Origin of the sequence: Lysinibacillus sp. fls2-241-R2A-57, from assembly GCF_030209535.1 — a bacterium.
GTDB lineage: Bacteria > Bacillota > Bacilli > Bacillales_A > Planococcaceae > Lysinibacillus.
The window spans coordinates 1-13,002 of sequence record NZ_JARVRU010000198.1; the positions used below are offsets into that span (position 1 = coordinate 1).

Genomic DNA, 13,002 nt, shown 5'->3' on the forward strand with positions numbered 1-13,002 from the left:
TTTTATCTGTGCGAAAGCAAAGCGTCAGCTACAATTGTTTTATCTGTGCGAAAGCGTAGCGACAGCAACAAAGCACACAGTCTGAACGGAAATCAACCACACGTTACGGTGAGCATCCATAAAAAAAGACAGTCCCGAGTGAATCACTTGAGACTGCCTTGATCTTATTTCGTGTAATCAAACAAACATCGTGCATGATCCTGTACCACTTCAACAAAAGCTTCTACTTGTCGTAATTGAAATGAGGATTCATAGCCTATTAACCATGTATCACGAGTTAAACCAAATTCTTTTTCATTATTAGTTAATGCTATTTTATTAATACCATCGTGTTCATTTAAAGTGATTGAAGGTAAAATAGCGTAACCGATGCCGTTCAATACCATTTGCTTACAAATTTCAATCTGATCAACTAAAATTTGTTTGCTCGGATTTGAAGCGAAATGCTGTTGCCACCATTGCTGAATTTCCTGATAATAATTGGAGTCACTTTTAAATTGAATAAAAGGTCGCTCTGTCGTCAGAACATCTTCAATCGTTTTTACCTCTTTATCTACTAAATAAAGGGTATCACGAAAAAGGTGAATTTTTTCCCCTTTCCAATCAACCTGCCCACGCACAATTCCAATATGAGCCTCACCTTCATAAAGTGCTTTTACAATTTCAGAGCTCCAGCCGGTCATAAGAGAAATTTTTGCCTCTGGATATTTTGAGACAAAATCCTTTAAAATTTTGGGAAGCCAGTTTTGACCAACAATAGATGCACAGGCAATTTTCAAAGTCCCGTTTACTTTTGTCGTTAGTGATTGGATAGTTTCAAAAATCTCTTCTTTTTTGCTTAGCATGTCAGTTGCATAGGCAATAACTTGCTCTCCAGCAGGTGTCGCTGTCAGTCCTTTTTGCGAACGAATAAATAACTGTGCGCCCCAGTCCTTTTCAATTGTTTGCAACCGTTGAGAAAGCGCTGGTTGGGATAAAAATAGACGTTCTGCTGCTTTACGCATATTCCTTTCCTCTGCTAGTACTTTTAAAATTTCAGCCTCCGTTGCCATCAATCAGTAAACCTCCGATACAAGCAAAGAGGGCCTCATGATTTTCATCTGAGTCCCCTCTTAAACTACTACTCTTTTTGATAAATATATTTTTTCAATTGCTTTAAAATAACACGTCTCGTTAATATTCCCGCAAATGTTCCTTCTTCGTCCACAACACATAAAAAGGCGTGATTAATAACTAAGTCAAGCGCTCGCTGAAAAGTATCCGTCAACTTTAATACAGCGATATCTTTATCCATTATTGTATCCACTTTAATATCGGGTAGCTTTTCATATTCAATATGTTCTAGTCCAAGAATGGATTCAGTAATCATTTTCATGCTTAGTAAACCTTGAAGTCGATATTTCAAATCTAAAACAGGTATCGACGAATACCCTGTACGTGTAAGTACTAGGAGGGCATGTTCCGCATTATTTCCACTCTGTACATGCGCAACCTTTTCAGACGAAATAATAAAATCACTAATTGGCATTGCTAATAAGCCTTTACTGTTAGTTGAAATCATGAACTTCTTCTCCTTTTCTGTCCTTGCTTTGCAGAACAGGATGCTTCCCTTTTATCATATCATAACTATTCCTTTTATGACCACGACAAGGCCGAGAAGAGTTTTTCCAGAACAACGAATTATTTTAGCATTTTGAAGAAAACTAAGTATCGGAAACAGCTTGTAAAGGGGGATTTCGAGGTTTAAAGAAGGATCTTCATTCAGCATAATATGTACTGAATGAAGACAATATTTATTTAATAACCTGTCTTACTCCAGTAATAAAAAATCATTATGCCTAAGAAGAGTAGAAAAATGCCATATACCCAAACAATTGGGTTTAGCATAGTTGTATATTCTTCAACGGTTTCTGAAATCGGTGTATCCTTTTCTGATTTCCGTTCAGACGTCATTTTGGCAATTTTCAACGTTGACACAAGCGAAATGACAGCAATAATCGTAATGGCAATAAGAGCCGGTATTAACCACATACCCATAGGCAAAACTCCTTTCTTTACCCTTAGTATGCGTCAACCCAGCTCCCCATTATGCAAAGATTTTTGTTATCAATTATGCCTCGACATCATCGCGTCCGGAATCGGCTTTGTGCTTCTGCCTGCACAAGGGCCGACACGATGTTGGCCCTTTCGGTAATGCCACAAGACGTGGCGTTTTTACCTATGCAGGTCAGTTAGCAATTATCGCAAGGATGCGATGATTTTAGGCTAACATCCTATATTGAACTCCTAGTTAGAATGGATACTGATTTAGCCATTGCCCGCCATCAAGTGTCACACATTCACCGTTCATATATCTTGCCTTATCAGACATCATAAATGTTGCTAAATCAGCTATTTCTTCAGGAGTACCTGTACGGCCTAACGGAACAGAGTCTAACGTTCGAGCGGCAGCAGCCTCTGACACCCAGAGCTTCTCTGCACCACCTGTACGCTCAATTGGACCAGGAGCAATTGCATTTACTCGAACTCCATACTGTTTACCCCATTCAACAGCTAACGTTCTAGTCAACGACAATACACCTGCTTTCGCAGCCGCTGAATGAATAACACCAGCCCCTGCATTCCATGCGTAAGTCGCGACCATATTAAGAATCGACCCTTTAATATTATTTTGAATCCAATACTTACCGACTGCAGAAGAACAGAAGAATGTCCCATTTAAAACAATATCAATAACTGCCTTCCAGCCATTTGGTGATAAATCCTCCGCATGCACTATAAAATTGCCGGCTGCATTATTCACAAGCCCATCAACCTGTCCAAACTTTTCAACAGCAAATGCTAACATTGCCTCTGCATGTTCTGGCACTCGAACATCCATTTGAAATGTTTCAATCGTTTTTCCAGCCTCTAAAATAAAAGCTTTCGCCTCCGCTAATCGCTCCTCATTACGACCAGTAATAACAACATTTGCACCTTCAGTAACGAATTGCTTTGCCATATAAAGACCCATTCCACTTGATCCACCAGTAATAATAATTGTTTTCCCCTGCAACATTTAAGATCTCCCCTTCGTAAAAATGAATGATGATTCACTTAAAATATTACTATATTTTCTTTCATATGTCATATTAATTCTACAAAATACATGTAGAATTCTTTTCTTGATTGAAGCGAGGGAAAGGATGGAGGTGACAACTATATTATAAATACAGGGGATCTTCTGGAGCGCGTGGGGTTTTCCCCCTTTCGCGGGTATTCTCCTGCTGCGCGCGGGTATTTGCTTTTCTTCCGCGGGTATCCTCCTGCTTCGCGCGGGTATTCTCCTGGCGCGCGGGTATTCACTTCTTCCGCGGGTATTCTCCTGCTGCGCGCGGGTATTTCCTTCCCTTCCGCGGGTATTCTCCTGTTGCGCGCGGGTATTTACTTCTCTTTCGCGGGTATTCTCCTGCTGCGCGCGGGTATTTCCCTCTCTTCCGCGGGTATCACCTGGCGCGCGGGTATTTCCCTCTCTTCCGCGGGTATTCTCCTGCTGCGCGCGGGTATTTCCCTCTCTTCCGCGGGTATTCTCCTGGCGCGCAGGTATTTCCCTCTCTTCCGCGGGTATTCTCCTGCTGCGCGCGGGTATTTCCCTCTCTTCCGCGGGTATTCTCCTGGTGCGCGCGGGTATTTGCTTTTCTTCCGCGGGTATCCTCCTGACGCGGACATTCCCTTCCCTTCCGCGGGTATTCTCCTGGCGCGCGGGTATTTACTTCTCTTTCGCGGGTATTCTCCTGCTTCGCGCGGGTATTTACTTCTCTTCCGCGGGTATTCTCCTGTTGCGCGCGGGTATTTACTTCTCTTTCGCGGGTATTCTCCCTTTTCGCGCGGGTATTTACTTCTTCCGCGGATATTCTCCTGTTGCGCGCGGGTATTTACTTCTTCCGCGGATATTCTCCTGTTGCGCGCGGGTATTCACCTCTCTTCCGCGGGTATTCATCCTTGGCGCGCGGGTATTTGCTTCTCTTCCGCGGGTATTCTCCTGGCGCGCGGGTATTCACCTCTCTTCCGCGGGTATTCTTCTGTTGCGCGCGGGTATTCGCTTCTCTTCCGCGGGTATCCTCCTGACGCGGACATTCCCTTCCCTTCCGCGGGTATTCTCCTGTTGCGCGCGGGTATTTACTTCTCTTTCGCGGGTATTCTCCTGCTGCGCGCGGGTATTTCCCTCTCTTCCGCGGGTATTCATCCTTGACGCGCAAGTATTCTCCCTTTGTGAACATTTATCAAAGTCACCATTATTAAAATCAACTACGAACTTGCTTCTTGATCACTTGCTCTAGTGGCTTCCTTTGAAATAGTAACTTTCCAAAAAACGATGGTCGTGCTATCCCTTACACCATTACGTCTAATATTCTTTAACATTGACCAAATGCTTTCCTTATCAGTAGAGTTAAGGAAGGCATTATAAATGTTAATAGGGTTAGAATACGGCTCACCTGGACATTCAATTAAGCCATCTGTAGTGAGAAAAAGACGATTTTCTCCTTTTCTTAATTCTTTAATGCCAACACTATAGCAAGGGACGTCCTGTTCAAACGTATTGACTTGTCCTATCCATTCGTAAAATTGCCTTTGATTTAATTGATACTGACCTAGTGCAGCCAGTTCTTGGTGAAATAAATAAAGAACACAGTCTCCAACTGAAAACCACCACACATATTTATCCTTTCTTACGACAATTAAACATGCTGTTTCTCCCGTAATATTCCTGCAAACAGATAAGAACTCTTCAGATTGAAATATAGCTAAAATCTTCTCCTCAATTCTTTTAAAGGTTTGATGGTTTGTTGGTAAAGATAATAAATGTTTTATTTCATTTTTATGATAAAAAAATTGTTCGGTAATTATTTGAGCACTCTCAGCTGAATTATGAGCATCCAGTAAAATAGTAAATTCCCAATCTTCCTTTTCATCTAGCCATACTAAACAACCATCTTCATTTTTATATTGTCCTGCATCGGAATTACCACCATAGCGTCCCACAATAACATGTTTAATTGGATAAAGATTTGGATGATCAATAAAGTTTTCTTGGCTACCTACCCAGCTAAACTCTTCTATTGATTTACTCATCTGCATGATTCTCCAGATATATTTTTATACGTGTACAAAGTTTAACAACTTCGCTATTGTCCCCCATCGGAGCATTTTCCCAATCATAAACAGCATCTGGTCCCCAATACTGTTTAGAGGTATTAGGGTATCGTGGAACTAAATGCATATGCAAATGTGGCACTGAGTTTCCAGAAACCAATGAGTAGATATGCTCAGCCTTTTCACACTCCATTATTGCCTTACTGACCCTAGCCATAATAACGCCAAATGCTTTTGCTTCTTCTATAGTCATATCTCCTAGAGTAGGAACATGTCTTTTTAAATCGATCATAATATGACCTAAATAATTGGGTGCTCCATTTTTATCAATATGTCCAACATAAACATATTCGTCTTCATAAATCATGACCCCTGAAGTTTGGATGTTACCCGTGTGTTTATTAAAAATAAAACATTCTTCCATTTAATCCCTCTCCTTTGTATATATTTTCAAAATTATAACATAAATCAAATAATTTGATAGAAAGAGCTTGTTTTTCGATAAAAGCTCAAATAGTTTCGATAAAGAGCGATTTTGTTTCGATAAAAGCTCAAATAGTTTCGATAAAGAGCGATTTTGTTTCGATAAATCTCCTAGGGGCGTTAGGGCAGCAAATGTTTTCTGTGCGAAAGCGTAGCGGCAGCAGTAGATGTTTTTGCTAGAAAGCGTAGTGTACGGCAGCAACAGGATGTTGGTCACGAAGGCGTTATCAAAGGACGTGATGCTTTTAGCCTTCATTCCCCTACCTGCTTCGCTTGCGCTGCAGGGTCTCATCTGTGACTGATCCCAAAGGAGTCGCCCAGCCTAGCCTCCACATCAACAAATGTCATCCACAACTTTCGTAATGAACCAATAAATTGATTTTAAGCAATAAAAATAGAGTTACAAATTACATATGATTTGTAACTCTACTTTAGACAGTTCTTTCTTGAATTCTTAAAACTCATAATGATAAGCAATTTTATAAAGCTCAATTAGTTCTTCATATGTCGGCACCTTAGGATTATTTCCAGGGCTACCGCTGGCAATTGCATCAGCAGCCATTTTTGGAATAGCTGCGTAAAAGGCTTGTTCGTCTATTCCCCATTGTTGTAAATTACCTATATCCATCTTCTTGCACATTTCCTTAATTGAAACTATAGCTAAATCGGCAAGCTCTTCTTGAGATAACGGCTCTTTATCTTTATTGAAAAATTCACCTAAATCTGCAAGCCGATCGACACAAGAATCCTTTGAAAATTCTAATACTGCTGGCAAGAGCATGGCATTTGAAATACCATGTGGTACATGGAATAGGGCTCCTATTGGGCGAGACATACCATGTACTAATGCAACAGAAGCATTGGAGAATGAAAGACCTGCTTGCATTGAGCCTAGCGACATCGCCTCACGAGCTTCAATATCATTACCGTGCTCATAAACTTTTAACATATTATTAACGATTAACTCCATCGCTGATCGTGCAAGTACATTCGAGTAAGGATGTGCTAAACGTGATAAATAGCTCTCAATCGCATGACTTAACGCGTCAATACCAGTCGCTGCAGTGATGGCGGGTGGAGATGTAACCGTTAAAATCGGGTCTACGATCGCTACATTTGGCATAAATGCAGGCTGCTTAATCATCATTTTCACTTCATTCGTCGTGTTAGTAATGACTGTTGCATCCGTTGCTTCTGAGCCAGTCCCCGCTGTTGTCGGTATCGCAATATGTGGAATCGGTGCTTGCTCAGCAATTTTTGCCATTTTCATATATTCGCCAATGTAGCCACCATTCGTTGCCACTACTGCGATTGCTTTCCCTGTATCAATACAGCTCCCACCACCAACGGAAATGATGATATCACAGCCCTCAGATCGTAAAACACGTAGTCCCTCTGCCACATACGTATCCACAGGTTCAGTTGTGACGCCTAAATATGAAACCGCTTCCAATCCATTGGTTTTTAATAAAGTGCTACATTGTTTAACAAAGCCTAAGCTATCCATTATCGGATCACTAATGATAAGCGCTTTGGTCCCCAAGTGTTTTGCATAAACACCGACTTCTTCAAAAGAATCTCGTCCATAAACGATAGTTCCTGGCGAATGCACCGTGAAGATTGTTTTTGTTTGAATCATATCTCACCCTCCTAAGCTATTGTGCTGTATAACCGCCATCCAAAATAACTGCTTGACCTGTTAAACCCTTTGCCATATCACTTGCTAAATAAAGCGCAAGTCCTGTAATTTCCGATACATCTAGTAAGCGTTTTTGAGGTACGAGCGGATAAAGCACCTGCTCAAGCACTTCTTCTACTTGAATCCCTCTTGTCTTTGCCAAATCCGTAAACTGATTACGCACTAATTCTGTATCGACATAGCCTGGACAAATTGCATTCACTGTGATTCCCTCCGTTGCGACCTCCAATGCGGCCACTTTCGTTAAACCGACAAGTCCATGCTTTGCGGCATTATATCCTGCTTTCCCGGCAAACCCAATAACTCCATTAATGGATGCCATATTAATAATGCGGCCAAACTTATTGTTCTTCATATGTGGTATCGCATATTTCATTGCGATAAAAGGTGCAACAAGCATCACTTTTTGCATTGATTCAAATATTTCTGTCGCGAAATCTTCGATAAAAGAAACATTCTGAAACCCTGCGTTGTTGATTAAAATATCTATTGTCTTAAACTTTTTAACAGTAAAGTCAATCGCATCACATATTGCCTGCTCATCCGCAACATCACATGTGTATGCAGTTAATTGAGGATTGTTGTTCATTGCCTCTGCTAAAAGCTGTTCATTAATATCTGTTATCACTACATTCGCACCTTGTTCAGCAAACGCTATTGCCATGGATAACCCGATACCACGAGCTGCTCCAGTAATAAAAACTGTTTTTCCTTTCACTTAACATCCCTCCTACATTCCTAGTGAGAATAATATGATTGCGATTATCGTACCTACGATCGGTATAATGACAGTTAAGGCACCAAATGGCATATAAGCATCCTTATGCTTTTCATTACATACAGAATTGATAGTTGTTACTACATAACCGCCATGTGGCAATGAATCGAGAGACCCCGACGCAATAGCAATTGTACGGTGTAATGCCTCGGTATCAACCCCCATGTCAATATAGTGTGGCGCAAGTAAAGGCATTGCGATTGTTTGACCACCAGAGGCCGAGCCTGTTAAACCTGCTATTACTGCGATGGCTAATGCACCGCCAATTAACGGACTTCCAGGAATATTGGTCATGACGTCAACAGTTGCCACAAATGATGGTGTAGCTTTTACCACACCTCCGAAGCCAACCACTGCTGCTGTATTAGCAATAGCTACAACGGCACCCATAGCACCAGCTGCTAGTGTGGCTCCAACAGATTTTGAATATTTATAGCTCACTAAATAAGCCGTAATACATCCACTCGTTAATGCCACAATTAAAGCTGAAGTTCCAAGAGAATCATGGAACACAAAGGAAATACCTAAAACTACCAATAGTGGTACAAGACTTAAAATTGGACTCGGAAGCTTACGAGATTCATCAACAACTGGATCATTAGATCGTTCAATAAATACTTCTCCACTTTTTACTGCACGTTTAATCATCCAATTTAGCCACAGAGATCCACCAATTGCCATAAAAATTGCAACAACTATACTTACTTGCCATCCAGCATATGGCGTTGTATTAAGGTATTGAATAGGAATCCAGTTTTGAATTTCAGGTGAACCTGCCGAGGTCATCGTAAAGGTTACAGAACCTAAACCAAGCGCTGCTGGAATAAAGCGACGAGGGAAATTCGCTTGCTTGAATAAACTAATAGCCATTGGATATACCGAAAAGGCTACGATAAAGACGGAGACACCACCATACGTTAGTACAGCTGCAGCAAGTACTACGGCATAGGCTGCATATTTAACCCCGATTTTTTCCACAATCCATTTAGAAACACTATCAGCCGCCCCAGTATCCTCCATTACCTTTCCGAAAATTGCACCTGCCATGAACATTAAATACCATGAACCAACGAATCCAGTAAACCCATCCATATAACTTGTTAAAAAGTTAGCTTGATTCTCATCAGCTGTTTGTGGAAAAAATGCTAGACCATTCGTTACAGCCGCTATCAATGCAGTCAATGGTGCTGAAATAAGTAAATTAACACCCCTCATTGTTAAATACACAAGTAAAGCTAAACTACCAAAAAGTCCAATGTATTCTAACATCCACTTGCCCCCTTTATTCTTTTAGAAAAAAGAGCTGCAAGAAAAACAGCTCTTCGTTTGTATTAGTCGTTATTACTAGGGAATGCAAATGTAGATGCTGTCGATGCATTTCCTTCCATCCAACGCTCTGATATTGTTTTTGTTTTTGTGAAGAAACGTGCCTGATCTGGTCCAAACATATGCCCTTCACCAAAACGAGAACCTTTAAATCCAGCGAAATTATGGTATCCAACCGGAATTGGAATCGGTACATTGACACCTACCATGCCAACATCTATTTCTGTTGTGAATTTACGTGATGCTAGGCCATCATTCGTAAAAATCGTGACACCATTCCCAAGTTCATGCTTATTAATAAGTTGGATTGCTTCATCCAATGAATCCACACGCACAACATTACGAGCTGGACCGAATATTTCTTGCTCATAAATTTCCATGCCAGGTTTTACGTTATCTAGCAATGTTGGTCCTACAAAAAATCCTTTTGATTCTTTCACAATATCAAGTTCACGACCATCACAAATAACTGTTGCCCCTTCAGACTCTCCTCGACCGATAGCAGCAATAATCGCTTCCTTCGATTGCTGTGAAATGACAGGACCAAAATCTGTCTCTGGATTTGTATATGAACCTACCTTCAAGTTAGCGATTTTCTCCTTTAAGATTTCAACAAGACGATCTGCAGTAGCCTTACCAACAGGCATAATTGTAGAAATGGCCATACAACGTTGAGAGGCTGCGCCATACGCTGCACCAATGAAGGCATTTGCTACCTGCTCAAGGTCTGCATCAGGCATGACAACCATATTGTTTTTTCCTCCACCAAGCGCTGTGACACGTTTACCGTATTTCGACCCCGTTTCATAAATATATTTAGCTACTGGTGTGGATCCTACAAATGAAATCGCTTGCACAATTTGGTTTTCTAAAAGTTCATTAACAGCATCTTTATCACCATTTACCACAGTCCAAATACCATCTGGTAATCCAGCCTTTTTCCAAAGCTCACTAACATACAAAGCAGTCATAGGAACACGTTCAGATGCTTTTAAAATAACTGCATTACCAACAGCAATCGCCATACTAGTTTGCGCTAATGGCACCATAATTGGGAAATTAAATGGCGAAATAGCGGCTACTACACCTAATGGAAATTTTGCAGAATAGGCATTGATTTGACCGCCAACATTTACTGAATACTCCCCTTTCATTAAATGAGGTGCACCGATTGCTAAGTCAACAGATTCTAAACCTCGAGTAATTTCACCTTTTGCGTCCTCAATTGTTTTCCCACTTTCTGTACAAATGATTTGTAAAAGCTCCTCCATATTTTCAGTAATAAGATTGCGGAACTTTAACACAACCTCTGCTCGCTTAGCTACTGACGTATCACGCCATTTTGGAAATGCTGCCTGTGCCTTATCAATAGCCTCCCTAGTTTCTTCTACAGCGGCAAGTGGCACCTTGGCAATAACCTCACCTGTCGTTGGATTGAATACTGAACCGAAACGCCCGCTTTTCCCTTCAACTAGTTCCCCACCAATAAAATGTGTTAAAGTTTTAACTTCTTGTGCTGTTGTCATATTTCTTGTCCTCCTTTAAAATTGTTCAATTTTGCATTTTTCTTTTAAACTTAAATAAGCGGCAGACATATCATTTTCTCCATAACCCTGTTGAGAAATATCACTATAAAGATCTACCAACTGTTCCCCGATTCGAAGTGGTACCCCTGCCTCTTTTGCCATATTTTTAGCTAGTCTCAAATCTTTTAATAAAAGGTTTGTAGAAAAGCCTGGCTGATAGTTTTCATTTTTCATATATTCTACGTAATTACGTTCATAAATACGACTTTGACCATAGCTATTACTTAAAACTTCATACAGCGTATCTGCATGGATACCCATCTTTTCACCAAGCACAATCGTTTCAGCGACTGCCTCTGTATAGAAGCCAATCATTAAATTATTGAGTAATTTTATGCATGTACCTACACTTGGAGAAGTCCCAAGATGATAAATGTTTTTCCCGACTATTCCGAATATTTCAGACCCACTTTGATAATCTTCCTCTTCTCCTCCGACCATTATCGTTAGAGTTGCATGAATTGCCCCAATGACTCCCCCGCTAACAGGTGCTCCAAGGTAACGTAATCCCAATGATTGCGCTTCTTTATGTAAGGAATCATTTAATTCGGGATTTACCGTACTGAAATCTATTAATAAACTCCCTTTCTTAGCATGGTGTATGATTCCCTGTTCCGATTTATACACTTGTTCCACGATTTGAGGTGTCGGTAAACTCGTCATGATAATATCACTTTGTTCTGCAACTTCCTTTGCTGTTGCTAGTCCGACTCCACCTTCGTCTATAAATTGTTCCATTGCCTTTGAATTAGTGTCAAAGCCATAAACCGTATAGCCTGCTTTTAATAAATTAATCGACATCGGTAACCCCATATTGCCTAAGCCGATAAAACCTAATTTCTCCGTCATTTTGACCTCCCCCGTTCCTTCAAACTCTAATGAACACTAGCCAACTCTAGTCTTTTGTCGTAACATTAATAACAAGATTCATTAATTGACCCCAGTCATTGACTACGGTCAATTAAATCATAATCAAAATAAATCCATCTCGTCAATTGAAAAATTTTATATTTTCAGAATATTTTTATAAAAAAATATCTTAAAATACTTAAATTCAGCTCATCACAAAAAGTTAGGGATGATATTCGTTAAGACTACCGAGTTGATTTTCGTTCCGGCTGGGTGACTCCTTGGGAATCAGCAAGCACCGCCTCATCGGACGCCCACAGTTGGAACGGAAATCAACCACACTGTATAGGGATGAGCCTTAAATTTGGAGGAATAATCGAAATATGAATTCACTAACTAGTCGTCAATTAAAAGCATTAGAAACACGGGAAAAATTACTAAAAACATCATTAGACCTTTTTAATAAACATGGATTTGAATATGTATCTGTTGAACAAATTACTAAAGCATGTAATGTATCGAAGGGAACGTTTTACACTCACTTCCCATCTAAGTACGATGTTATTTTAGAAAAATTTAAAGAGCTTGATAGTTTTTATAGCACGGTGGAAAAAAATATTGACCGTACTTTACCAGCAAGTGAAAAAATTCTACTACTTTATCAAGAACAAATGAAGTACTTAACAAATGTTGTCGGAAAAGATTTATTGAGAACAGTCTATACTGCGGCGATGACAAATCAAGTAGAACAAGATCATTATTTAATTAATCCACAAAGGAAAATATTCCAAATTATTAATTCCTATATCGAGGAAGGCATTCGACTCGGGGAGTTTCGTCAAGATTTACAAGTAACTGGCATGCAGGCTGTTATTCAACGTTGTATGCGTGCAAACATCTATGATTGGTTAATCCATAACGAAGACTTCGATTTAGCTATAGAAATGGCACAATTTACAGCTATTGTATTAGATGGATTGAAAGTGAAATAAATGGCTCGTTGTAAAAGGGTTTGCATAGTTGGAAACTGAATGCGCTCGGGTATGCCAGGAGAAGTGATCGGGTTACGCTCAAAACCGCTCGGGTATGCCGAAGAAGTGATCGGGTTACGCTCAAAACCGCTCGGGTATGCCGAAGAAGTGATCGGG

General features: G+C 40.3%; 14 protein-coding genes. 3 read left to right on the forward strand and 11 right to left on the reverse strand.

All coding sequences use genetic code 11. The features are described from left to right. Positions 1 to 164: 164 nt before the first annotated feature. From QRN68_RS24055 to fadH, 4 genes are all read right to left on the reverse strand, one after another. Positions 165 to 1,052, reverse strand: a complete 888-nt coding sequence (locus tag QRN68_RS24055) for a LysR family transcriptional regulator (protein WP_285399774.1) — start codon at positions 1,050 to 1,052, stop codon at positions 165 to 167. 68 nt (positions 1,053 to 1,120) lie between these two features. Further along, positions 1,121 to 1,561 carry a cyclic-di-AMP-binding protein CbpB gene (cbpB, locus tag QRN68_RS24060; protein WP_285399756.1) on the reverse strand — a complete coding sequence of 147 codons (441 nt, stop codon included), beginning with the start codon at positions 1,559 to 1,561 and terminating at the stop codon, positions 1,121 to 1,123. 236 nt (positions 1,562 to 1,797) lie between these two features. Continuing rightward, positions 1,798 to 2,037 carry a short-chain dehydrogenase gene (locus tag QRN68_RS24065; RefSeq protein WP_285399758.1) on the reverse strand — a complete coding sequence of 80 codons (240 nt, stop codon included), beginning with the start codon at positions 2,035 to 2,037 and terminating at the stop codon, positions 1,798 to 1,800. 253 nt (positions 2,038 to 2,290) lie between these two features. Beyond that, the gene (gene fadH, locus QRN68_RS24070; protein ID WP_285399760.1) at positions 2,291 to 3,058 is read right to left on the reverse strand and encodes a 2,4-dienoyl-CoA reductase; all 768 of its coding nucleotides are present in this window, start codon (positions 3,056 to 3,058) and stop codon (positions 2,291 to 2,293) included. A gap of 351 nt (positions 3,059 to 3,409) precedes the next feature. Here fadH and QRN68_RS24075 point away from each other — a divergent pair, with 351 nt between their 5' ends. Next, complete coding sequence (locus QRN68_RS24075) at positions 3,410 to 4,231, forward strand: hypothetical protein (protein ID WP_285399762.1); 822 nt, start codon at positions 3,410 to 3,412, stop codon at positions 4,229 to 4,231. Between the two features lie 56 nt (positions 4,232 to 4,287). Here QRN68_RS24075 and QRN68_RS24080 read toward each other — a convergent pair whose 3' ends face one another. Together QRN68_RS24080 and QRN68_RS24085 are read right to left on the reverse strand one after the other, a co-directional pair. Next, a complete protein-coding gene (locus QRN68_RS24080) occupies positions 4,288 to 5,112 on the reverse strand; it encodes a PP2C family serine/threonine-protein phosphatase (protein ID WP_285399764.1) in 825 nt (274 codons plus the stop codon). After that, on the reverse strand, positions 5,105 to 5,557 hold the full coding sequence (locus QRN68_RS24085) for an HIT family protein (protein WP_285399765.1): 453 nt from the start codon (positions 5,555 to 5,557) through the stop codon (positions 5,105 to 5,107). Before QRN68_RS24085 ends, QRN68_RS24080 begins: the two co-directional genes overlap by 8 nt. Before the next feature lie 226 nt (positions 5,558 to 5,783). Between QRN68_RS24085 and QRN68_RS24090 the strand changes: the two genes are divergently transcribed. Next, entirely contained in the window at positions 5,784 to 5,918 is a 135-nt protein-coding gene (locus tag QRN68_RS24090) for a hypothetical protein (RefSeq protein WP_285399766.1), read from the forward strand. 152 nt (positions 5,919 to 6,070) lie between these two features. On the opposite strand, the gene QRN68_RS24095 is transcribed toward QRN68_RS24090, so the two are convergent. The 5 genes from QRN68_RS24095 to QRN68_RS24115 all read right to left on the reverse strand — a co-directional run bounded on the left by QRN68_RS24095 (position 6,071) and on the right by QRN68_RS24115 (position 11,854). Continuing rightward, positions 6,071 to 7,255: an iron-containing alcohol dehydrogenase gene (locus tag QRN68_RS24095; RefSeq protein ID WP_285399768.1), complete on the reverse strand. Its 1,185-nt coding sequence runs from the start codon at positions 7,253 to 7,255 to the stop codon at positions 6,071 to 6,073. Between the two features lie 16 nt (positions 7,256 to 7,271). Further along, positions 7,272 to 8,033 carry a 3-hydroxybutyrate dehydrogenase gene (locus QRN68_RS24100; protein ID WP_285399769.1) on the reverse strand — a complete coding sequence of 254 codons (762 nt, stop codon included), beginning with the start codon at positions 8,031 to 8,033 and terminating at the stop codon, positions 7,272 to 7,274. A 12-nt stretch (positions 8,034 to 8,045) separates the two neighbouring features. Continuing rightward, a complete protein-coding gene (locus QRN68_RS24105; protein WP_285399770.1) occupies positions 8,046 to 9,362 on the reverse strand; it encodes a GntP family permease in 1,317 nt (438 codons plus the stop codon). A 62-nt stretch (positions 9,363 to 9,424) separates the two neighbouring features. Then, positions 9,425 to 10,945, reverse strand: a complete 1,521-nt coding sequence (locus QRN68_RS24110; protein ID WP_285399771.1) for a CoA-acylating methylmalonate-semialdehyde dehydrogenase — start codon at positions 10,943 to 10,945, stop codon at positions 9,425 to 9,427. Positions 10,946 to 10,960: 15 nt separating this feature from the next. After that, positions 10,961 to 11,854, reverse strand: coding sequence for an NAD(P)-dependent oxidoreductase (locus QRN68_RS24115; RefSeq protein WP_285399772.1), 894 nt, complete (start codon positions 11,852 to 11,854; stop codon positions 10,961 to 10,963). A 383-nt stretch (positions 11,855 to 12,237) separates the two neighbouring features. On the opposite strand from QRN68_RS24115, the gene QRN68_RS24120 reads away from it, so the two are divergent. Beyond that, positions 12,238 to 12,846: a TetR/AcrR family transcriptional regulator gene (locus QRN68_RS24120; protein ID WP_285399773.1), complete on the forward strand. Its 609-nt coding sequence runs from the start codon at positions 12,238 to 12,240 to the stop codon at positions 12,844 to 12,846. The last annotated feature ends 156 nt before the right edge of the window (positions 12,847 to 13,002 follow it).

Coding starts and splice junctions, on each gene's coding strand:
- QRN68_RS24065 (WP_285399758.1), bottom strand. CDS start 2,037: ATGGGTATGTGGTTAATACCGGCTCTTATTGCCATTACGATTATTGCT.
- fadH (WP_285399760.1), bottom strand. CDS start 3,058: ATGTTGCAGGGGAAAACAATTATTATTACTGGTGGATCAAGTGGAATG.
- QRN68_RS24105 (WP_285399770.1), bottom strand. CDS start 9,362: ATGTTAGAATACATTGGACTTTTTGGTAGTTTAGCTTTACTTGTGTAT.
- QRN68_RS24115 (WP_285399772.1), bottom strand. CDS start 11,854: ATGACGGAGAAATTAGGTTTTATCGGCTTAGGCAATATGGGGTTACCG.
- QRN68_RS24110 (WP_285399771.1), bottom strand. CDS start 10,945: ATGACAACAGCACAAGAAGTTAAAACTTTAACACATTTTATTGGTGGG.
- QRN68_RS24055 (WP_285399774.1), bottom strand. CDS start 1,052: ATGGCAACGGAGGCTGAAATTTTAAAAGTACTAGCAGAGGAAAGGAAT.
- QRN68_RS24080 (WP_285399764.1), bottom strand. CDS start 5,112: ATGAGTAAATCAATAGAAGAGTTTAGCTGGGTAGGTAGCCAAGAAAAC.
- QRN68_RS24095 (WP_285399768.1), bottom strand. CDS start 7,255: ATGATTCAAACAAAAACAATCTTCACGGTGCATTCGCCAGGAACTATC.
- QRN68_RS24090 (WP_285399766.1), top strand. CDS start 5,784: ATGTTTTTGCTAGAAAGCGTAGTGTACGGCAGCAACAGGATGTTGGTC.
- QRN68_RS24120 (WP_285399773.1), top strand. CDS start 12,238: ATGAATTCACTAACTAGTCGTCAATTAAAAGCATTAGAAACACGGGAA.
- cbpB (WP_285399756.1), bottom strand. CDS start 1,561: ATGATTTCAACTAACAGTAAAGGCTTATTAGCAATGCCAATTAGTGAT.
- QRN68_RS24085 (WP_285399765.1), bottom strand. CDS start 5,557: ATGGAAGAATGTTTTATTTTTAATAAACACACGGGTAACATCCAAACT.